Source organism: Streptomyces sp. NPDC096311 (assembly GCF_044763085.1).
In the GTDB taxonomy this organism is placed as follows: domain Bacteria; phylum Actinomycetota; class Actinomycetes; order Streptomycetales; family Streptomycetaceae; genus Streptomyces.
This window is the reverse complement of sequence record NZ_JBIWFN010000012.1, coordinates 234,963-256,768: the sequence shown is the minus strand read 5'-3', so window position 1 is coordinate 256,768 and position 21,806 is coordinate 234,963. Positions and strand designations below refer to the sequence as shown.

The following is a 21,806-nucleotide window of genomic DNA, read 5'->3' as shown; positions in this document are numbered from 1 at the left end:
TCCCCTCGACACGTCCAAGACCGCCGCAGGTACGACCCCTGCGGAAAAGGCCGACCACACGGCCAATCCGCCGGTGGACGGCGGCGAGCTGATCCGTTTCGACAAGGTCACCAAGCGCTTCGGGGACAACACCGTCCTCGACGGCCTCGACTTCCGCGTCGACTCCGGCAAGCACGTCACACTGATCGGCCCGTCCGGCTCCGGCAAGACGACGATCCTTCGGCTGCTGATGACCCTGGCCAAGCCCGACGAGGGCACGATCACGGTCGCCGGTGAGCGGCTCCACCCGGCCCCCGAGAAGCAGATCCGGGAGGTCCGCAAGAAGATCGGGATGGTCTTCCAGCAGTTCAACCTCTTCCCGAACATGAAGGTGCTCCGCAACATCACCGAGGCGCCGGTCACCGTCCTCGGGCTGTCCGGGGACGAGGCCGAGGCGCGGGCCCGGGAGCTGCTGGAGATGGTGGGCCTCGCGGACAAGTGCGACGCCTACCCGAGTCAGTTGTCCGGCGGACAGCAGCAGCGGGTGGCGATCGCGCGGGCGCTGGCGATGCGGCCCCAGGTGCTGCTTCTGGACGAGGTGACGTCCGCGCTCGACCCCGAGCTGGTCACGGGCGTCCTCGACGTCCTCCGAGACATCGCCCGCACCACCGACATCACGATGCTCTGTGTGACCCATGAGATGAATTTCGCCCGCGACATCTCGGACCAGGTGCTGATGTTCGATTCCGGCCATGTCATCGAGTCCGGTTCGCCCGACCGGATCTTCACCGATCCGGAACACGAAAGGACCCGGGAATTCCTCAGCGCGATCCTGTGACCACACATAGTGAACGCGACAAGGTGCGAGGTCCGGACCATGTGGCATGCCCGCCGAGCCATGACCTCGGCATATGCCAGGGTGTCGCACTCCTGCTGAGCGAACCGGAGCGCACCGACTTTCTCGCCAACAGCCCCTCCCCACCAAGCGTTTGACAGTTATCGTGGAGGAGCTCAGCTGTCCGGATCGATGGCCCAAAAAGCGCAGGGGGAAACCGTGGCGCTGATGAACGAGCCGACCGCGCCGTACCACTCGGCCCAGGACGCCCTGCGCGTCCTGGAGACGGTGGCCCGGCACTCCGGCGGTGTCACCGACGTCGAGCTGGCCCGCCAGACGGGCCTCGGCACGGAGCGCCTGACCGCACTGCTGCGGATGCTGCGCCGGGAGGGGTACGTCGAGCAGGTCGTCGACGGCGCGTACGTCGCCGGTGCCGCCCTCGGCCGGCTGGGCTCCGCCCACGGCCGCGACCAGGCACTGCGCGAGAAACTCCAGCAGACCATCGACCGGCTGCGCGACTCCGTCGGCGCCGCGATCTACATCAGCCGCTACATCGACGGCGAGGTGCACGTCACCCAGTGCGCCGAGGGTCCCGCGACCCCCGCGGTCAACGAATGGGTGGACTTCCGCTCCTCGGCCCACGCCAGCGCGGTCGGCAAGAGCCTTCTCGGCCAGCTCGACCTGAACGCCCGGCGCGACCACCTCTCCCGCCACAAGATGGCCCGCCTCACCTCGCGGACCATCACCAACGAGCGGCTGCTGCTGTCCCGGCTCGACGCCCAGCCGGCCACGGTGCCGGTGCTCGACCTCCAGGAGTACGCGATCGGCACGGTCTGCGCGGCCGTCCCCATCACCGCGGGCTCCTCGGTCGGCTGCCTCGCCCTCTCCCTCCCGGTCGAACACGCCCATCGCCTGCGCCGCGCCGCGGACACGCTCAACCGCGGCGCCACCCCCGTCCTGCTCTCCCTGGCCATCTAGGACCCGCTCCTTTGGATCAGGCCCTGGGTGGTCGGAAGCACCCGTCCGGACCAGGTAGTATTTCTTTTGTCGCCGACCGCGAGAGCGGGAGGCGAGAGTCATGCGCCGCTAGCTCAGTTGGTTAGAGCAGCTGACTCTTAATCAGCGGGTCCGGGGTTCGAGTCCCTGGCGGCGCACATGAGAAGGCCCTTCACCACGGTGAGGGGCCTTCATTCGTCTGCCACGGCCAGCGACAGGGCGTGGACCGTCGGATGCGTGGAGAGCAGCCGCAGGGAAAGCGCGGGCAGCCGTCACCAGGTCTCCGGTGGGCGCGGGCACCGGTACGGGCTTCCGCGGCGCCGGGAGACGGTCGCGGTCCAGCTTGCCGTTCGGGGTCTGCGGCAGCGCCGGGACGGCGGTGACGGTCGTCGGCAGCATGTGGTCGGGCAGCAGCCGCACGGCCCGCCGGCGTACGTCGCCGGTGTCCCCTTCGCGGATCGTTCACGAACTCCAACCGTGAGGACAGGGCCTGGCCCGACAGGACCTAGCGGGCCGAGAAGCCTCCGTCGACCGTGAGGACGGTGCCGGTCACCTGGCGGGACTCGTCGGAGGCGAGCCAGAGGGCGGCGGTGGCGACGTCGTCCGGTTCGACGAGGGCATTCATGGGCTGGGCCTGGACGAAGGTCTGCTCGTGCTCGGCGACCGGCACGTCCAGGGCGCGGGCGATCTCGGCGAGCATCCGGCCCTCCACACGGGGGTCGTCGCGGACCGATCCGGGGCAGATGGCGTTGACGCGAACCCGGCGGGGCGCGTAGTCGAGGGCGACCGCCTTGGTCAGTCCGATCAGGCCGTGCTTGGCGGCGACGTACCCGGCGAAGTGGCGGTAGCCGACCAGACCGGCCGTGGAGGCGATGTTGATGATCGAGCCGGCGCCCCGCGCGGTCATCAGGGCGCCCGCCGCGCGGATCGTGCGCCAGGCCCCGGAGAGGTCCACGTCCAGCATCAGCTGCCACTCGTGCTCCTCGATCTCGTGGGCGGCCCGGCCGGAGGGCGCGGCGATCCCGGCGTTGTTGACGAGGACGTCGAGCCGTCCGAAGCGGGCCGTCGTCTCCTTCACCGCCGTCTGAACCGCGGCCAGGTCCCGGACGTCGACCCGGGCCGTCCGGACGGCGACGCCCGTCTCCCGGCAGAGCTCCGCCGTGTGCGCCAACTGGCTCTCGGAGCCCAGCGGATACGGCACACCCGGGAGGTCCGCCGCGATGTCCACGAGCATCAGATCGGCGCCCTCGCGGGCGAACGCGACGGCGATCGCCCGGCCGATGCCGCGGGCCGCCCCGGTGACGAGGGCGACCTTGCCCGAGAGCCTCGGACCGCCCGGGCTCACCGCGTGCGTCCGGCGCGGAGTTCGGCTCCGATCAGACGCAGGAGCGCGCCCGGGTTCTCCGTCAGGTACATGTGGCCGCCGTCCAGTTCCGCCGTGGTGAGCTTCCCGGTGGTGGCGCGGGACCACTCGGCGGCCTCGGCCGCGCTCACCAGCTCGTCGTCGCGGCCACGCAGGGCGAGGACCGGGGCGGCGAGCGGGCGGTCGCAGGCGGGCCGGTACGTCTCGTGCATCCGTACGTCGGCCCGCAGCAGCGGGAGCAGCAGCTCGCGCATCTCCGGGTGCTCCAGGGCCGGATGCGCGTACCCCGCGAAGGTGCGCACCCGGGCCAGGAACTCCGTGTCGGGCAGACCGCTCGCCCGGTCCGTGCGGCCGGTCCACGGGCCCGGCGCACCGCTGACGACGAGGGCATCCAGGCGGACGCCGGGCTCGGCCTCCAGCCGGTGCGCCAGCTCGAAGCCGAGCACCGCGCCGAGGCTGTGCCCGAACACCGCCACCCGTGCGCCCTCCGGGAGCTGCCGGGTCACCTGGGTGTGCGCCTCGGCGGCGGCCCGTACCGCGTCCGTGTGGGGTTCCTCCACGAACCGCTCCTCGCGGCCGGGGAGTTGCACCGGCAGGACGCGCAGGCCCGCCGGCGCCCGGTCCTGCCACGGCTTGAAGAAGGACGCGCCCGCCCCGGCGAAGGGCAGACAGATGAGGTGGGTCTCTTCCACTGCTGACATCGCTCCCGAGTCTCGGTTCCGGATGCAAAGGGGCCCGGGCTCAGCCCGTGGTGACGAACTCGGTGAGGACCCGGGCCAGCAGACCGGGGTCCTGCGCCCCGCACAGCTCCCGCGCGGAGTGCATCGACAGCCCCGGTACGCCCACGTCGACGGTGGCGACTCCCAGTCGGGCCGCGGTGATCGGGCCGATCGAGGTGCCGCACGGCATGGCGTTGTGGGAGACGAACGGCTGCCAGGGCACCTCGGCGCGCTCGCAGGCCGCGGCGAAGGCGGCGACTCCGGTGCCGTCGGTGGCGTACCGCTGGTTGGCGTTGACCTTGACGACGGGGCCGCCGTTGGGGAGGGGGTGGTGGTCGGGGTCGTGGCGTTCGGCGTAGTTGGGGTGCACGGCGTGCGACATGTCGGCGGAGACGCAGAAGGCGCCGGCGAGGGCCCGGTTGAAGTCCTCGGCGCTGCCGCCGCGCGCGGCGACGGACCGGCCGAGCACCCGCTCCAGCAGGGGGCCCTGGGCGCCCGACTGGGAGCCGCTGCCGACCTCCTCGTGGTCGAAGGCGGCGAGCACGGGGATGTGGGCGGGCGGCCGGACGGCGGTGGCGGCGGCGACCAGCGCGGTGACGCCCGCGTGCACGGAGATCTGGTTGTCCAGACGCGGTGAGACGAGGAACTCCTCGTCGGCACCGAGGTAGCCGGGCGGCTGGAGGTCGTGCAGCATCAGGTCCCAGCCGAGGACCTCGGCGACATCGGTGTCCGCCTCGGCGGCGACCCGGGCGAGCAGGGCGCCGGGCCGGGCGGGGCCGAGGCCCCACAGCGGGGTCATGTGCTGCTGCGGGTCAAGCACGACACCTTCGTTGACGGTGCGGTCGAGGTGGATGGCGAGCTGGGGCACGCGCAGCAGCGGCCGGTCGACGCAGACGAGGCGGCTGGATCCGTCGCGCAGCGTCAGCCGGCCCGAGATGCCGAGGTCGCGGTCGAGCCAGGTGTTGTGGGGAACGCCGCCGTAGATCTCCACGGCGATCTGCCGCCAGCCCGCGGAGCCGGTGTCGGGCTCGGGCTTGATCCGCAGGTTCGGGGAGTCGGTGTGGGCTCCGACGATCCGGAACGGGGTGCGGGCCGGGGCGCCCGCGGGGACGTACCAGGCGAGCAGCGCTCCGGCGCGGACGACGTACCGGCCGCCCTCGGCACCTGCCGTCCAGTCGTCCGTCTCGCGCAGCTCCTGGAAGCCCGCCTTCTCCAGGCGCTGGGCCGCGTTCGCGACCACGTGGTAGGGCGAGGGGCTGGAGCGGACGAAGGAGAGCAGATCGTCGCTGTGACTGCGGTCATGTGTGGGGGACATGGGCGCTCACGCCTTTCGGAGGGGCTGAAGAGGGTTGAGGAGTGAAGCGACGGGCGCGTCCGGCCGAGTGCACAGTTCGGCGAGGACGGCCTGCCAGTCGTCGAGCAGCTCCTGAGCCGTGGCGGGGTCCCACAGATCGGCGGAGTACTCCAGGAAGGTGCGGTAGCCGTTGGCCGGGTCGCGGCGCGGGGCGAGACCGAAGGAGAGGTCACCGCGGGACACGGGCGGGGCGAGGTCGTCGACCTCGACGTCGAGTCCGGGGATCTCGATGTCCGTGTCGAGGGAGTTCTGGAAGGCGATGGTCAGCGGGAAGCGCTCGGGCACCGCGCGGGCGCCGCTCTCGCGCAGGGCGCGCACGATCCGCGCGGTCGGCAGGACGTGGGCCGTCGCCTCCAGGGCGCCGGCGCCGGTGCGCTCCACGAGGGCGCCGCGCGTCTCGTCCGGGTCGGGCGTCACCCGGACGACCACGCCGGTGGACGTCAGCGCGACCATCGACTCGAACGCGCTGCGCTCGCGGTGGGCGTACGGCGTGCCCATCGCGATGTCCCGCACCCCGGACCGGCGGGCGACCAGCACGCCGAGCGCCGTGGCCGCGACCCCGAAGGGCGTGGTGTGCCGGGCCGCGGCCAACTCCTCGACGGCCTTGCGCAGTTCACCGGAGGCGGTGCCGCGCAAGGTGTCGCCGTGTCCGCTCGGTACGGCGGGCCGGGCCCGGTCGCCGGGGATCTCGACCGCGGCCGGGATCCCCTTCAGATACCGGGTCCAGTACGCCTTCCTGCGGGCCTCCTCGGCGGGGTCGGCGTGCTCGCGCTGCCAGCGGGCGTAGTCCGTGCACTGCGCGACCGGTTCGGGCAGACCGTGCGGGCGGCCCGCGGCGGCGGCCGTGTAGAGCGCGGCGAACTCGCTCAGGAGGAGGGAGAGGGACCAGCCGTCGACGCAGATGTGGTGCACGACGAACATCAGCGTCCACCGGTCGGGCGCGACGCGCAGCAGCCGCAGCACGGGCAGCGCGGGGTCGGTCAGCGTGATGGGCGTCGCGGCGGCTGCCCGGCACAACTCCTCGGCGCGCGCGAGCCGTTCGGACTCGGCGGGGATGCCGGTGAGGTCCTCGACGGGAAGCGCCGGGGGCGGCACGTCGAGAACCTCCTGCCGCCAGCCGGTCCCGTCGTCCTTTCCGTACGACGGGACCGGCTGCCCGTCTCCGGGTGCGAAGCGGCACCGCAGTCCGTGGTGCCGGTCGAGCAGCCCGGCCACCGCGGTGCGCAGCGCGGCCACGTCCAGGGGGCCGGTGAAACGGATCCGGGTCGGGATGTTCCACACCTCGGGGCGGGGCATGCTCAGGACGCCCGCGATCATGCGGGCCTGCTGGTCGCTGACGGGCGCCGTGTCCACCACGGTCACGCCCCGGGGTGGCGCGAGCCGGGCGGTCATCGCCCCCAGCGTGGCGTCGGCGAAGAAGTCCGCCAAGGGGTATTCCACGCCGAAGCTGTCCCGGACCCGGTTCACCAGTCTGATCGCGCCGATCGAATTCCCCCCGAGTTCGAAGAAGTTGGCGTCCGGGGTGAGATCACCGACCGGGCCGAGGGTGTGCTGCCAGAGGGTACGGAGCCGGTGGGCGCCGTCGGGGATGCCCGGGGTGACGGAGCCCGGTGTCAGGTCGCCGACCGTCTCCGCGGCGCCCGCCGTCATGCCGGCCAGCACGCGCTCCAGACGGTCCAGGCACCCCCGTGCCGTCGCCTCGTCGAACAGGTCGGCGTCGTAGCGGAGGCGCAGGCCGAGGTCCTCGTCGGGGAGCCGGGTCGCCATGAGGGCGAGTTCGAGGGGCGCGGACTCGGTGCCGCCGTCGAGGGGGGTGGCGCGCAGGCCCGGCAGGGCGAGGGCGGTCAGGGGCGCGGTGTCGAGGTCGGCGGAGACCGTGACGAGGGGGCGCGGGTTGCCCGGGTCGGGGTGGCGGGCCGCCGACAGGGCGTCCAGGTCGACGTGCTGGCGGGCGTCGGCGGCGAAGAGCGTGTCCCGGGTGACGCGTACGGCGTCGGTGAGTGCCGTGCCGTCGGTCAGGGTCCCGCGCAGCGGCAGCAGGGACACGTGGAAGCCGACGGTGTCCCGCGTCTCGGGGGTGCGGCGGCCGAAGGTGGACCCGATGACGAAGTCGTCCTGTCCGGCGTACTGGCGCAGCACGATCCGCCAGGCGGTGAGCAGCGTCGCGAACAGGGTGACCCCTTGCCGCCCGCTCCACTCCCGCAGCCGCCCCGCCCGCTCCGGGCCGAGCCGCAGCCCCACGGCCCCGCCGCGTCCGGCGACGGTGCGGGTGCGCGGCCGGTCCGTGGGCAGTGCGGGCGCGCCCGGCCCGTCCCCGAGGTGGGCGCGCCACCAGTCCAGGTCGTCCGCTTCCCCGGTCACCGCGATCGTGTCGAGTGTGCTGCCGGCGGCCCGCTCGAATCGGGGCGCGCGTCCTTCCAGCGCCGCCCGGTAGAACTCCCCGAGGTCGGCGGCGACCAGCGCCGCGGAGTGGCCGTCAGTGACGAGGTGGTGCATGCCGAGGATCAGCGCGTGGTCGTCGTCGGCGAGCCGCAGCAGCCGGGGCGTGAACAGCGCCCCCGACGCGAGGTCGTAGGCGCGGGTGCTCTCCTCCCGCAGGGCGGCGCGGATCGCCTCGTCGGCGTCCCGGCCCCGGACGTCGTCGACGATCAAGGCCGGACATGGCCGGTCCCGGTCCTCCCGTACGACCTGGAAGACCCCGTCTCCCCCGGCAACGAACGCGGTCCGCAGCCCGTCGTGGCGGCGGACGAGGCCGTCCACGGCGGTCCGCAGGGCCCCGGCGTCCAGCGGACCCCGCAGCCGTACGCCCTGGATCTCGTTGTACGCGGCCGGGTTGGCGAGCAGCGTGGCGGCGAGCCAGAGGCGGCGCTGAGCCGGGGTCGCGGGAGCCCGCCGTTCTTCGGGCGTCTTCGGCGTCTTCGGCCGATTCGGCGTCTTCGGCTCCGTCGGGGGCTCGTGGTAGCGACGGCGCAGGACGTCCAGCTGCTCCAGGCCCGCCCTCATCTCCTCGGGCGGCAGCCCGAAGTCGACCAGGGCGGCGATCTCGTCGATCCCCGCGGCCCGCAGCGCGTCGACGGTGGCCGCGCAGGTGTCCGGCGAGCCGATGAGGGCCCGTTGGTCGCAGTAGCGGTCGTAGGCGCGGTCGAAGAGGTAGGCGAGGTCGGCCTCGCTCGCGTCGGCCAGGTCCTCGGGGCGGCCGCCGAGGGCGCTCGCGGCGGAACGCATCTGGAGGGAGGAGCGCAGATAGCGGCTCATCGGCTCGCGCGCGGCGGCCCGGGCGGCGGTGTGGTCCTCGGCGAGGTGGGTGTGGAGCAGGACGGTGACGCGGCCCGCGTCGGGGTCGAGGCCGGTCTCGGCGCGCAGCCGGCGGTAGTGGCGGATGTGCGCCGCGAGCTGCTCGACCGTCTGGTTCATGAGGTTGGTGACGACCCCGAGGTCGCGGCGGGCCGCCTCCTCGTACGAGGCACGCCGCCCGGATGTCGCCAGATACATCGGCGGCAGCTTCTGCACGGGTCGCGGATGCAGGCGTACGTCGATGGGGTGCCCTTCGCCGGTACGGCGCGCGACGCTCTCGCCGCGCCACAACCGCCGTACGTCCTCCAGGTACTGGAAGGCGATCTCGGTGCGGTCGGTGAAGCGGTCGGGGTGCAGGGCGAAGTCGCTCGCGTGCCAGCCGCTCGCACAGCCGATGCCGACCCGGCCGCCGGAGAGGTTGTCGGCCACCGCCCACTCCTCGGCGATCCGCACGGGGTCGTGCAGCGGGAGGACGACCGAGCCCGCGTGCAGACGGATGCGGCGGGTCTCGCGGGCGAGCGCGGCGGCCAGGACGGACGGGTTGGGGAAGAGGCCGCCGAAGGAGTGGAAGTGGCGTTCGGGGAGCCAGAGCGTGCTGAAGTTGTGGGTGTCGGCGAAGCGTGCGGTCTCGATCAGCCGTTCGTAGGCCCCCGCGCTGTCCTCGCTGTCGGGGTGGTCGCCGAAGAAGTAGACGCCGAAGTCGGGGGCGGGCCGCTCGGAGGCGTCGCCGTGACTGTGCCGTCGGCTGTGGCGGGCCGTGGCCGGGAAGTAGCCGCCCGCGCGTAGCTCCCGCAGTGAGTCCTTCACCGCGTCCGTGATCCGTTCGACGTCGGTGTCGGTGTGCGCGGTGGAGAGGTAGAAGGAGCGCCACTCCCAGACGTAGATCCCGCGCAGGAGGAGGTGGTGGTAGAGCAGTTCCATGTCGGCGCGGTGGGTGAAGCGGAACATGGACCCGAAGTGGGCTGTTCGCAGGGGGAATTCCTCGGCGTGGAAGAAGTCGTCGAGGTCGGCGGCGAGCGCGTCGGTGCGGGCGTTCAGCGTCCGCTGGAGCTCCGGGCCCCGCTCCTTGAGGTGGGTGAGGACCGCGCGGGCGGCGGCCATCGACAGGGGGTGCTGGATGTACGTACCGCCGAAGAAGGTCGTGTCGCGCGTCGGGCGGCTGTCGTCCCCGTACCGCCAGAAGCCGCCGTCGATGCCGTCCATGAGGTCGGCGCGGCCCGCGATCGCGCCGATGGGGTGACCGCTGCCGAGGGCCTTGCCGTAGGTGGCGAGGTCGGGGACGACGCCGTAGTGGTGCTGGGCGCCGCGGGGGTGGGGACGCAGGCCGGTGAGCATCTCGTCGAAGAGGAGGACGATTCCGCGCCGGGCGGTCAGCTCCCGCAGCGCGCGCAGGAAGGCGACGGGACGCAGGGCGGGGTTGCGGCACTGGACCGGTTCGACAAGGACCGCGGCGATCGTGTCGCCGAGTTCGTCGATGACCTCCAGGCTCTCCTGGCTGCCGTATTCGAGGACGAGGAGTTCGGACACCGCGCTCGCGGGGATGCCGCGCGCGACGGGGACGGCGTGGCGGCCGTCGGGGCCCGGGCGGCCGAGGACCGAGTCGATGTGGCCGTGGTAGGAGCCGCGGAACATGACCACGCGGTCGCGTCCGGTGGCCGCGCGGGCGAGCCGCAGGGCGGCGGAGTTGGCCTCGGTGCCGGAGTTCGCGAACGCCACCCGCTCCATGCCGGTGAGTTCCGCGAGCAGTTCGGCGGCCACGCCCGTGTCCTCGGCGCGCGGACCGAGGCGCAGTCCGCCGGCGAGGTGGCGGCGGACGGCCTCCGTCACCGGGGCGGGCTCGTGGCCGAGCAGCAGCGCGCCGAAGCCCATGGTGATGTCGGTGTAGTCGTTGCCGTCGATGTCCGTCAGCCGGGCCCCGTGCGCCGAGCGGGCCGCGATCGGGTACTGCATCTCCTTCGTCGCCCGCCGGAAGCCGACCACGGCCCGGCTGTCCGCCAGCACCGTCCGGTGCCGCTGGGCCAGCTCCTTCGACGTGCGGGTCCGCTCGGTGAAGCGGCGGACCAGGTCGTCGGCATGGGCCCGCTGGGCCTCACTCGCGCCGGTGCCGGACATGCCGGAGTCAGGGGGGAGGGTGACGTGGGGGCCGTGGTGGAGGGGTGGCTCGGCGGGTTGCCCGGTGGGTTGCCCGGCGGGCGGCTCGGCGGGCGGCTCGGTGCGGTGGCGGGCCGCCGTCAGAAGTTCGTCGAGCCGTCCGGAGACGGCGACGGTTCGGGCGACGGCCTCGGCGCTCGCCTGCGATTCGGGGCTGGTCCCTGCCGTGGTCATCCCCCGGCCTCCTTGCGGCCCTCGGCGAGCAGCGCCACGGCCTCGGAGAGCTGACCGAGCATCCTGGTCTGGGTCTCGGCGAGTTGGCGTATCTGCCGGGCGAGTTCCTCGACCTCGGCACGGGTGGCGTAGACGGGTTCCTCGTCGGAAGTGACGTGCACGGGCTCGTCGTCCGGGGCGACGCCCGCAACGGCCGAGACCGTCCCCCGGCCGGTCCGCCCCGTCCGCTCCGCTATCAACCGGGCCGCGAGCCGTGGAGTCCCCGCCTCCTCCAGAATCTCCCGCATTCCGATCTCCACCCCGAACTCGGCCTCCAGCTGTCGCACCATTCCTATGAGTTGGAGCGAGTCCGCGCCGAGCCCGACGAACGTCCGCTCCGCGGTGACCTCCTCCGGCGCGTATCCGAGATGACGGGCGCTGAGCGCCAGCACCCGGGCCAGTACGGCCTGTTCGGTCATGCCGTCCTCCGTCCTGCGGTCGTCGGCCAAGGGGGTGGGCGGCGGTCCTGTCCAGTACGGCCGGTGCTGGAAGGGATACGGCGGCAGCGGGATCCGGCGGGCGCCGCTGCCGTCGAGCAGGGCCGCCCAGTCAAGCCGGTGGCCCGCGCAGTGCAGCCGGGCCACGGCCGCCCAGAGGGTGCCGAGGCCACGGTCGCCGCGGCGCTGGGTGGGGACGGCGGCGGTGTCCGGCCGGGCGCGCCGGACGAGCCCGGTGAGGGGCGCGTCGGGGCCGATCTCCAGATGGACCGGCCGCCCGGGTGTCCGCTCCAGCGTGCGCAGTACGGCGGCGAAGTCCACCGGCCGTCGGGTCCCCCGTACGAGGTGCTCGGCGTCCGGCAGCCAGCCCACCGGGTGTCGGACCCCGTCCGGACCGCTCACGAACTCGGTCCTGGTGGGCCGCAGTCGTACCTTTCCGCAGGCGTCCCGGAAGTCGGCCAGGACGGGGTCGAGCAGGGCGGTGTGGAACGCGCGGTCCACCGGCAGGGGCTCCGCGGGCGTACCGCGTTCCGCGAGCCGGGCGCGGGCGGCGGCCACCGCCTCGGGCGGTCCGCCCACGACGTACTGCCCGGGCCCGTTGACGACGGCGAGTTCGAGGCCGTCGATCTCGGTGACCAGCCCCCTTACGACGTCCTCGGCGGCGGACACCGCGAGCATGGCCCCGGCCGGGGTGCCGTCGCGCATCAGCCGCCCCCGCCTGCAGACCAGCCGCAGTCCGTCCTCCAGCGTCAGCGCTCCGGCCACGCACAGGGCCGCGTACTCCCCGGCGCTGTGCCCGGCCACCGCGACCGGTTCGACGCCGAACCGCCGCCACAGCCGTGCCTGCGCGACTTGCAGGGCGAAGAGCGCGGGCTGTGCGAAGGCGGTGTCCCAGACCCGCGCTCCTTCCGGGCCCCGGGCCCGCGCCGGCTCCGCAGGACCACCGGCGGCGCCGCCCAGCAACCGGTCGAGGAACCCCTCCTCCCCCGTCTCGTCCCGGTGGATCCCCGCGCACTCCTCCAAGGTGCGGGCCACCACCGGGAACCGCTCGGCGAGCGCCGCGCCCATCCCGTCGTACCCGCTGCCCTGGCCGGTGAAGAGGAACACCGGTCCCCTGCTCGCCTGCGCCCCGGCGACGCCGTTCGCGTACGCCCCCGCCTCGCCCCGTACGAAGGCGTCCAGCGCCGTCGCCGTGTGGCCGGCCGCGCCGGTCACCACGAGCCGGTGTTCGAGGTGCCGTCGCCCGAGCGCGGTGGTGAGGAGCAGGTCGGCGGGGTCGGTCCCGGGGTGTTCGGTGAGGTGGTCGCGGAAGGCCCGTGCGCAGGCGAGGAGCGCCTCGGGGGTGTGGCCGGACAGCGGCAGCAGTGCGGGGGCCTGCCCGCGGTCCGGCGGGCGGGGGGCCGGGGTCGGCGCTTCCTCCAGGATCACGTGGGCGTTCGTCCCGCCCATCCCGATGGAGTGCACCCCGGCCCGGCGCGGACGGCCCTCCCCGGCGGGCCAGGGCAGCGCGCGGGTCGGCAGGACGAAGGGGCTCCCGGTCACGTCCAGGGCCGGGTTGGGGCGGGTGTGATGGACCAGCGGCGGTATCTCCCCGTGGCGCAGCACCAGCACCGCCTTGATCAGCCCGGCCAGCCCGGCCGCGCTGTCCAGGTGGCCGATCGCCGGCTTCGTGGAGCCCAGCGCGCAGAACCCGGTGCGGTCGGTGTGCAGCCGGAACGCCTCGGTGAGGGCGGCGAACTCGATCGGGTCGCCCTTGAGCGTGCCGGTGCCGTGCGCCTCCAGGTAGCCGAGGGAGTCGGCGGGCACCCCGGCCGCGCGCAGCGCGCCGAGCACGGCGTCGCGCTGGCCGGTGGAGCCCGGCGCGGCGAACCCGGGCCGGTCGGCGCCGTCGTTGGTGACGGCGGACCCGGCGATCACCGCGTACACGGTGTCGCCGTCGGCGAGCGCCTTCTCCAGCGGTTTGAGGACGACGGCGGCGACGCCGTTGCCGCCGACGGTGCCGTCCGCGTCGGCGTCGAAGGCGCGCACGGTCCCGGAGCGCGAGATCGTCGAGCCGCGTACGTGCCGGTGCCCGGTGACCTGGGGGACGTGCAGGGCGGCCGAGGCGACGACCATGAGGTCCGCGTCGCCGAAGTGCAGGGCCTGGCAGGCGAGATGGACGGACACCAGGGACGACGAGCAGGCCGTGGCCACGTTCAGGGCCGGGCCCGTCAGTCCGAGCCGGTGGGCCGCCCGAGGGGCCGCGAAATCGGGGTAGGTGCCGACCTGCGCCTGCTTCTGCCGCTGCCAGTCCCCCGAACCCGCCTCCTCCCGCAGGTTGTTGGCGAGATAGCTGTGCAGCGAGTAGAGCCGGTAGCCGGTGCTCCCGCACACCCCGATCCGCACCCCGGCGCGCGGCTGTGCGTACCCCGCGTCCTCCAGGGCGTGGTGGGCGCACTCCAGGAGGAGCCGTTGCTGCGGATCGGTGACCGTGGCCTCGCGGGCGCTCATCCCGAAGAAGGCCGCGTCGAAGCCGTCGATGCCGGGCAGCGGGGCGCTCGCGGCCACGAAGTCGGGCGCGCCGTACTCCTCGGGGGCGAACCCGGCCGCCGCCAGCTCGGCGTCGGTGAACCGCCGTACGTGCGTCACACCCGCCCGGATGTCCCGCCAGTACGCGTCGGGGGTGTCAGCTCCCGGAAACCTCAGCGCCATCCCGACGACTGCCGTACGCACCGCTCGTCCCCTCCTTGCCGGCGCCGTGGACCGCGTACAACCGGAGCAGGTAGATCCCCGCGACCACGAGGGCGAGGCCGTGCGACCAGGCCACGACGGTGAACGCGGAGAACGATTCGAGGGCCGCCGACACACCGATCATGCCGATCCCGAAGCCGAGGTTCTCGACCGTCGCCGTGAGCCCGAAGGCGTGGCCGCGCAGGGTCTCCGGCAGGGTCTGCAGATGCGAGGTGTACGACACCTCGGTGAGCCCGTCCGCGGCGCCCGCGACGAGGGCGATCAGCACGGTCGCCGCCATCGGGAACCCGGCGAAGCCGAGGATGAACGCGGAGGACATGACGAGGGTGCCCAGACCGAAGCCGAGCGCGCCGACGGCCCGTCCGGAGCGTTTGGCCCAGCGTTGGATGACCTGTTGCGCCAGGACGTTGCCCAGCGCCCAGAACAGCCAGAAGCGGCTGACGAACGCGGCCGGGTCGTCCGGGTGGAGCGTGCTGGAGTAGACGGGCAGGGCCGCGTTGTGCGAGGAGGAGCCGAGGGCGTCGACGGTGCGCAGACACATCATGAGGCCGAGGGCGGGCACGGTGGCCAGCGCCGTCATCGCGGCCCACACGCCGTGCTTCTCGCGGGGCTCGTCGGGCGCCCGCGGGGGCTCGGGGGCGCGTTCGATGCCCGGCAGCCACGCGACCGCCGCCGCGCACACCAGGAAGCTCGCCGCGTCCACCAGGAACGCGGCGGTGAAGCCGAGCCAGGGCACCACCACACCAGACGAGGCGAACCCGGCGACCATCGCCAGCGAACGGCCGCCCACCATCAGCGAGTTGGCCCAGGCGCGCCGGTCCGCGCCGACCAGGTCGGGGATGGAGCTGCGCAGCGCGACCATGAACACGGTGCTGCACGCCCCGACGGCCGCGGACACCGTGAACAGCACGCCGGTCCGCAGTCCCCCGTCCGGCGTCACGACCAACAGGAACATGACAAAGGCTTGGGCGATATTGGCCCACAGCATGACCGGCTTGACCCCGAACCGCGCCTGCACGCGCCCCGCGACCGTCCCCGCCAGGAACCCCGCGCCCAGCCGTACCGCCATGAACAGTCCGATGGCGAGCGCGCTGTGGGTGGTGGCGTAGACGAACAGGTTGAGCGCCACCATGTTCAGAAAGGTGCCGTACGAGGAGACGGAGTAGCCGGCGACCAGGACGCGGTAGCGCCCTTCGGCCGTCACCGGTGCCGCGCCACGCGCCGTCCCCGGACCGCCGCCCGCCTCCGTCCGCCGCATGGCGGTGCGGCATCGGCGGTGTTCACGACCCGGATCAGGTGACGCATGTTCCCTCTTTCCTCGGCGCGGGCGACAGAGGTGTCCGGGGGCATCCTCCCCCTGTGGGGCGGAGAGGATTCCTCCGGCCCGGGACTCCCTGAGACGGGACGTCCGCCGGAGCGCCGAAAGTTCCGGCCGGCGAGCGCCCGCGCGGGAAGTGCGCCCGGAACCTACCCGGTCGGCAGCAACTTCTCGCGTCCGCGCGCCCGGTACTCGGCCAGCAGCCCCTCGATGTCCGGCGCGCGCAGTCTGCGGTACGCCGACTCCCCCGGTGGCCGCCACCACACCGGGTCGGCACAGCGGAAGCCCTCGCGGCGCAGCCCCACCCGGTGGATCTTGTTGGTGGCGGTGACCGGCATCCGCGTCACGATCCGGACGAAACGGGGTGCCATCTTGGTCCCCAGGTCGGGCTGGGCGAGGAGGAACTCCGCGAAGGCCGACGGATCGAAGCCCGCCCCCTCGCGCGGCGCGATCGCCGCCATCACCTGGTCCCCCGCCACCGGGTCGGGGACCGCGTACACCGCCACGGCGGCGGCGTCCTCGTGACGGGCGAGGATGTTCTCGATCATCGCGGCGGCGAGGTTCTCGCTGTCGACGCGCAGCCGGTCGTCCGCCCGCCCGGCGAAGTAGAGGAAGCCGTCGGCGTCGCGGTAGAAGAGGTCGCCGGTCCAGTACCAGCCTCCCCCGCTCCCGGCTTCGCTCGAGCGGGGGGACCCCCCTCGGCGGCGGTCGGCGTCCGCGGCCGGGTTGCGCCAGTACCCTTCGAAGGGGTTGGGCCCGCGGTTCACCAACTCCCCTATCGCCTCGTCGCCGTTGAGAAGCCTCCCGTCCTCGGCGAAGACGGCGGGCGGACGCTCGGCTCCTGTCTCCGGGTCGACCACCGCGAGGTCGTCGCGGGGCGCCGCCCGCCCGATCGCGCCCGCCGGGGCGCCGGGCGTCCACTGGATGGCGGCGCCGCCCTCGGACGAGCCGTACCCCTCCACCAGCCGCACCCCGAAGCGCTCCTCGAAGGCGGCCGCGTCCACGGCCCCGGCCTCCGTCCCGAAGCCCATCCGCAGCGGGTTGTCGCGGTCGTCGCCGCGGGCGGGCGTGGCCAGCAGGTACTGCACCGCGCGGCCCACATAGGTGAAGTACGTCGCCCCGCAGGCCCGTACGTCCGTGAGGAACCCCGACGCCGAGAAGCGCCGCCTCAGCGCGATCCCCGCGCCCGCGGCCAGGGCGGGCGCCCAGTCGGCGATCACCGCGTTGCCGTGGAACATCGGCATGCAGATGTAGTGCGTGTCATCCGGGCGCACCCCGAACTGGTCGACGAGCGAGCGCCCGGCGGCGGCCAGCCGGCCCTGGGTGCAGATCGCCGCCTTGGGGGCACCGGTCGAGCCGGAGGTGAAGTAGAGGAGGAGGCGGGCGTCCGGCGACACGGAGGGCGCCGCGTCCGGCGTCGCGCCCTCGTACGGCGCGAGGAGTTCCCCGTACGCCTCGGTGTCGGTGACCAGGACGCGTACGCCGGGCAGTTCCAGGCCGTCGAGGAGGGGCAGATGGGTCCGCTCGGTGACCAGGACACGGCACTCGGTGTGCAGGATGTCGCGGGCCAGTTCGGGGCCGCGCCGGGTCGGGTTGATCCCGGCCACGGCGGCACCGGAGAGGGCCGCCGCGCTCAACCACAGCGGATATTCGGGGGTGTTGTCGAGCAGCGCCCCGACGTGCGGTGCGGCGCCGGGCGGCAGCAGGTCGGCGAGGAGCGCCGCCCGCGCCGCCGCGCCCGCCGCCACCCGGTGGTGGCTCAGCACCCGCCCCTCGAACCACAGTCCCGGCCGGTGGTCGCCCCACCGTTCCTGTACGAGTTCCGCGACGGTACGCCTCATGGACCCCATGGGGGCGCACCATAATTGACGTACCGTCAGAAAGGGAGCCCCGCGCCCTCGAACTCGTCCCCTCCGCTCCCGGCCGAGTCCCACAGCGAGAAGAACTCGTGGACGCCCACCATGAAGCCGATGCAGAAGAGGACGATCACCGTACAGAAGACCAGGGTGAAGACCGCGCCCGCCGCCAGCAGGCCCCGGCTCGGCGCGTGGGCCGTCGCCTTCTCGGGACGCTCGGCGATGTAGTGGACGGGGACGATGTCGCCCTCGACGATCGTCGCCGGGCCGTTCGGCTCCTCGAAGCGGACCGTGCGGCCGTCACGCGTCATGAACTCGTACACGTGGTGCAGGGTCGTGGACACGGACGTGTCACCGCCGCCGCCACTGGTCGTCGTGTACGCCCGCAGACAGCGCCCCTCCGCGACCAGCCCGCTGTCCCACGCCCGGTTGATGTCCAGCGACCGGCGGACCACCACGACCGCCATGAAGATCGCCCCGGCCATGATCACCGCCGGCACGGCATAGAAGAAGACGTCCATGACATTCCCCCGTTGTCCGGTACAGCTCCACGCACGCCGTCATGGTCATGTCGACGTGCGTGGAACCTACCCGTGGGGGGTGCGCGAGCTCCTCAAGAGAGGCTCAGAACATTTCCGGTCCACACGCGCTCAGAACGCTCTGAGCGTTCAGAACGTGACGTCCGCGCACGAGTAGAACGCGTTCGCGGTGTCGGCGATCGTCCACACGCCGAGGATGACGTGGTGACCGCTCAGCCCGGAGGGCAGCGTGCCGGTGTGACTGAACGTGGACGGCGGGCGCTGCCCGTTGTACGGGACGGTCAGGAACGGGGTGGTGTTCAGGTCCGCCCTGGTCAGTGCGTGGTTCTGGTTCCAGCCGGACTTGGTGACGAAGTACTTGAAGTCGGTCGTGGCGTGCACGGCCGTGAACTGCCAGCGGAAGGTGTAGCTCTGCCCGCCGGTGACCTTGGTCGTCGGCCAGGCCGCACCCGAGGGGGTCTTGGGCTGGTCGAGCTGGCTGAAGTTGGTGTGGTTCGCGGAGCAGATCTGTCCGTCCGCGGGACCCGCCGCCGGGAAGCCCTTCGGGCCCTCGACGCTCTGCGGCTCCCACTGGATGTCACCGCAGCCCGCGACACTGCCGCCGTTGGCGGCGCACAACTTCTGCCTGCTGAGGGGCTGGTCGGTGTAGCCGTGGGCGTCGGCTCCGCCGGTGGAGAGCACGAACGTGCCCGCCGTGGCGAGGCCCACGACAGCGGCGTACAGCTTGACTTTCCTGCTGGTACGGACCCCTGCCGCGGGGATCCTGGTCGTCCGTATGCGCATGCTGCCGCTCCTGGAGGACGTGGGGGAGGTTCTCGTGAGCCGTGCGCGCGATTTTCAGGTCTAGACCAAGTCCCAGATTATTGCCGCAACTTGAACATGTCCAGACCAATAGCCAAGCTCTCGGCCCCCGTCACGGCCCCCCTGCCGGCCCCCGTCACGGCGAGGAGTCCCTGCGCCCCGTGTAGAACGCCACCGTCAGGTCCTTCACCAGCGCTTTGCGCTCGTAGTCGTCGAGTTCGACCAGCCCGCGCATGGTCAGCCGGGTCACCGTGTCCTCGACGGAGTCGACGACGGAGGTGAGCACGGTGTCGCGGTGCTGGGCGTCCAGGGTCGCGATCCGGCGGCGCTGCATCACGGCCGCGACCTCGGGGGCGTACTCGATCCGGGTCGGCTGCGCCGAGAACACCTCCAGGCCGACCGGCGCGGTGTCCGCGGCGATCATCCCGGTGAGCACCTCGCCGACCACGTCCGTGTTGCGCAGGGTCGCCACGTCCTTGATGACGGCGGGCGGCGCCTCGGCCGGCAGCTGCGAGAGCATCCGCGACATCGCCGCCTCCACACACTCGCGCAGATACGTCTCGTGGTCCTCGACGCCGAGCACGGCCCGCGCGGTGTCCTTGACCCGCCACACCACGAGCACCACCACCCGCAGCGCGACCCCGTTCGCGTCGACCACCGACATCGGCTCACTGCGCCAGTGCCGCAGCCGTACGTCGACCCGGCGCCGCAGCACCATCGGGTTGATCCACAACAGCCCGGTGCGCCGGACCGTGCCCCGGTAGCGGCCGAAGAGGCCGAGCACCCAGGCGCGCCCGGTCCGGCCGCGGGAGAGCCCGCCGAACCCGAACAGCCCGAGCGCGCCGGCCCCGGCGTACGCGGCCCACTGCGCGGGGCCGAGCCCGGCCCCCGCGTACCAGGGCAGCCCGATCACCCTCGCCGCGCTGTGCGGCAGCACACCCGACCACCAGGTGGTGAGTACACATCCGGCCACCCCGCAGGCCCCGGTCAGCACACCCGCCACTCCGGGCAGCACCCGTGCGGGGCGCTCCACCAGTTCGGGGTCGACCTCCGGCACCGGGCGCGGGGCCCGGCCCAGCACGGGGCGCCGGATCCGGGGCTGTTCGCCCGTGCCGCGCCGCCGCCCCACCACGGCGGGCGAGAGCGGCACGGACACCGGCTCGGGGTCGTCACGGAAGAGCAGATGGACGGGGATCTCGGTGGTCGCCTCGTTGTGGATGAGCCGGGCGGACCGGGAGGCGCCGCCGCCCTCCGGCGTCCCCCCGGACTCCGGGGTGGGTGAAGTCGTCGTACTCATAGCTGCCTCCATGCCTCCGCGCGTGGAAGGGTGATCCCGGCCGGGTGACGAGCCCTGGTGCGATTCCTGGTGCGAGCCGTAGTGCGATGCCTGGTACGAGCCGTGGTGCGAGCCTTGGTGTGCTGCCTGACGCGTTGCCTGGTACGAGCCCGGGTGCGAGCCGTGCTGCGAGCCCTGCCACCCGGAGCTTCACGAGAAGAGCCGGCGCCAGGTCTCCGGCCCCGGACAGCCGTCCGCCGCGCCGCCGCGCCAGCCCTGCGCCCGCTGGAACGCCTCGACGCCCCGCCGGTCCGCCTCGCCCCAGCGCGGCCCCGGGCCCGACGTGTAGTACGTGCCGAACCCCTTCTTCACGAGTTGCTCGCCGAGCCGGGTGACGAACTCGTTGTCGGCGCCCGGCCGCAGCAGCCCGCGCCCCGGATAGCCGGGAACGGACGGGGCCGAGAATCCCTTCGTCCCCGCTCCGCCCACCACCGGGGTCCCCGGCACGGACCTCCCCGCCGCCGGAATGTCCCTGCCCTTCCTCCCCACCAGGTGGGACCAGGTCTGCGGCCCGGGCAGCCCGTCCGCGTCCGTGCCCCGCCAGCCCTGCGCCCGCTGGAACGCCTGGGTGGCCCGCCGGTCCGCGTCCGACCAGCTCGGTCCGGGTCCGGTCGAGTAGAAGCGGTCCGCGCCGCGTTCCACGAGGAGCCGGGCCAGCCGGGTGACCTGGGGGTTGTCCGCGCCCGGGCCGAAGGAAGACCGGCCCGGGTAGCGGCTGCTCCCCGCCCCCGACGCGGAGACGCCCGCGCCGCTCGTCTCCTCGGCCAGTCCCTTGTAGCGGTAGGGAACATAGCGGTCCGAGTTGCTCCAGTAGGCGTACGGAGCGGACTGCCCGCGGGCGTGCGGGCGGGTCTGTTCATAGGCGAGGTAATAGGTGTGTGTGTAGTCCGACCAGCCGCCGAAAAGGACGACGTGCGAGCCTTTCTGCGGATCCGCCGAATTGTGGAACAGGAGCATGTCGCCGGGCTGCAACTGGTCGCGTGAAATGCGTACGCCGAACGTGCTGAGGCTGCCCGTCCATTCGTTTCCCGGCAGGTTCCAGGCCATCGAGACGAAGCCCGAGCAGTCCTGCCGGTATCCGTCCGGCCAGTACTCGGTCTTGCTGTACGGCACCCGCGAGGCGACCCACTTCTTGGCCCGGTCGATGATCGCCGCCCGGGTGGTCGCGGGGAGCTCGCCCCCCGCCCCGGGCTGCGCGGGCCCCGCCGGTCCCCCGTCGGGGCCGTGCAGCGGGGCCTGGTCGCCCTGCGGGGTGTCGGGATCGTCATCTCGGGGGTCGCCCGGCCGGTCACCTCGGGGGTCGCCCGGCCGGGCGGGTCCGTGCGCGGCGGCCACAGCCGGTACCGGCTGGCCGACGGCGAGGACGGTGCCCGCCGCCGCGGCCAGCAGCAGCGCGCGCCGCGCCGCCGGGTGTCCCACGGGCCCGGGGAGTGAGGAAGAGGGAATGACGCGCCGCCAGTGCACGCATCCGGGGCAATCGCAGTCGCTCACGGGATCGAATTCCTCGAATACCGGAGCCTCCATGAGATTCCCCTCACACCACAGGTCCATGTCTCCGCACTTCTGCACAATCGTCAGTTTCGCAACTGTCGCCTCTTGTCGCATGTTGACGGTCCGAATGATGTACAGGGACCACTTCCGGCCGGTTCGGGACACCTCACGGCTCACTTCACGGCACCCTCGTGGTCCGGAGCACCCTCCCTGGTCCGGTAGAGTTCTCGGGTCAGCAGGCGCCGCTAGCTCAGTTGGTTAGAGCAGCTGACTCTTAATCAGCGGGTCCGGGGTTCGAGTCCCTGGCGGCGCACCGACACCGAAGGGCTCCTCACCAGCGTGAGGGGCCCTTCGGCTTATGGGCGGGGCGGGATCCCTTCATGGGCGGGGCAGG

At 73.0% G+C, this 21,806-nt stretch carries 13 protein-coding genes and 2 tRNA genes; 4 read left to right on the top strand and 11 right to left on the bottom strand.

Annotated features, from left to right (window positions below; all coding sequences use genetic code 11):
- Positions 1-73: 73 nt before the first annotated feature.
- The 3 genes from ehuA (at position 74) to ACIRA5_RS29765 (ending at position 1,968) form a co-directional block, all read left to right on the top strand.
- Positions 74-817 carry an ectoine/hydroxyectoine ABC transporter ATP-binding protein EhuA gene (gene ehuA, locus ACIRA5_RS29775; RefSeq protein WP_403695858.1) on the top strand — a complete coding sequence of 248 codons (744 nt, stop codon included), beginning with the start codon at positions 74-76 and terminating at the stop codon, positions 815-817.
- 216 nt (positions 818-1,033) lie between these two features.
- Positions 1,034-1,792 carry an IclR family transcriptional regulator gene (locus tag ACIRA5_RS29770; protein ID WP_054235545.1) on the top strand — a complete coding sequence of 253 codons (759 nt, stop codon included), beginning with the start codon at positions 1,034-1,036 and terminating at the stop codon, positions 1,790-1,792.
- 102 nt (positions 1,793-1,894) lie between these two features.
- Positions 1,895-1,968, top strand: a tRNA-Lys gene (locus ACIRA5_RS29765).
- 347 nt (positions 1,969-2,315) lie between these two features.
- Here ACIRA5_RS29765 and ACIRA5_RS29760 read toward each other — a convergent pair.
- The 11 genes from ACIRA5_RS29760 to ACIRA5_RS29710 form a co-directional block, all read right to left on the bottom strand.
- Positions 2,316-3,155 (bottom strand): mycofactocin-coupled SDR family oxidoreductase, encoded by an 840-nt coding sequence (locus ACIRA5_RS29760; protein WP_403695608.1) that lies wholly within the window; start codon positions 3,153-3,155, stop codon positions 2,316-2,318.
- Complete coding sequence (locus tag ACIRA5_RS29755; protein ID WP_403695606.1) at positions 3,152-3,874, bottom strand: thioesterase II family protein; 723 nt, start codon at positions 3,872-3,874, stop codon at positions 3,152-3,154. The genes ACIRA5_RS29760 and ACIRA5_RS29755 overlap by 4 nt, the downstream gene beginning before the upstream one ends.
- 40 nt (positions 3,875-3,914) lie before the next feature.
- Positions 3,915-5,207, bottom strand: a complete 1,293-nt coding sequence (locus ACIRA5_RS29750; protein WP_403695604.1) for a M18 family aminopeptidase — start codon at positions 5,205-5,207, stop codon at positions 3,915-3,917.
- 6 nt (positions 5,208-5,213) lie between these two features.
- The gene (locus tag ACIRA5_RS29745) at positions 5,214-10,865 is read right to left on the bottom strand and encodes a MupA/Atu3671 family FMN-dependent luciferase-like monooxygenase (RefSeq protein ID WP_403695602.1); all 5,652 of its coding nucleotides are present in this window, start codon (positions 10,863-10,865) and stop codon (positions 5,214-5,216) included.
- Positions 10,862-14,032 (bottom strand): type I polyketide synthase, encoded by a 3,171-nt coding sequence (locus tag ACIRA5_RS29740; protein ID WP_403695856.1) that lies wholly within the window; start codon positions 14,030-14,032, stop codon positions 10,862-10,864. The genes ACIRA5_RS29745 and ACIRA5_RS29740 overlap by 4 nt, the downstream gene beginning before the upstream one ends.
- Positions 14,007-15,329 carry an MFS transporter gene (locus ACIRA5_RS29735; protein ID WP_403695599.1) on the bottom strand — a complete coding sequence of 441 codons (1,323 nt, stop codon included), beginning with the start codon at positions 15,327-15,329 and terminating at the stop codon, positions 14,007-14,009. The genes ACIRA5_RS29740 and ACIRA5_RS29735 overlap by 26 nt, the downstream gene beginning before the upstream one ends.
- A gap of 209 nt (positions 15,330-15,538) precedes the next feature.
- Positions 15,539-17,239, bottom strand: a complete 1,701-nt coding sequence (locus ACIRA5_RS29730; protein WP_403695596.1) for an AMP-binding protein — start codon at positions 17,237-17,239, stop codon at positions 15,539-15,541.
- Between the two features lie 26 nt (positions 17,240-17,265).
- Positions 17,266-17,766, bottom strand: a complete 501-nt coding sequence (locus tag ACIRA5_RS29725) for a DUF3592 domain-containing protein (protein WP_403695593.1) — start codon at positions 17,764-17,766, stop codon at positions 17,266-17,268.
- A gap of 147 nt (positions 17,767-17,913) precedes the next feature.
- Positions 17,914-18,567 carry a lytic polysaccharide monooxygenase gene (locus ACIRA5_RS29720; protein WP_403695591.1) on the bottom strand — a complete coding sequence of 218 codons (654 nt, stop codon included), beginning with the start codon at positions 18,565-18,567 and terminating at the stop codon, positions 17,914-17,916.
- 154 nt (positions 18,568-18,721) lie between these two features.
- The gene (locus ACIRA5_RS29715) at positions 18,722-19,882 is read right to left on the bottom strand and encodes an SPFH domain-containing protein (RefSeq protein WP_403695590.1); all 1,161 of its coding nucleotides are present in this window, start codon (positions 19,880-19,882) and stop codon (positions 18,722-18,724) included.
- A 189-nt stretch (positions 19,883-20,071) separates the two neighbouring features.
- Complete coding sequence (locus tag ACIRA5_RS29710) at positions 20,072-21,445, bottom strand: peptidoglycan-binding protein (protein WP_403695588.1); 1,374 nt, start codon at positions 21,443-21,445, stop codon at positions 20,072-20,074.
- Positions 21,446-21,651: 206 nt separating this feature from the next.
- On the opposite strand from ACIRA5_RS29710, the gene ACIRA5_RS29705 reads away from it, so the two are divergent.
- Positions 21,652-21,725, top strand: a tRNA-Lys gene (locus ACIRA5_RS29705).
- The last annotated feature ends 81 nt before the right edge of the window (positions 21,726-21,806 follow it).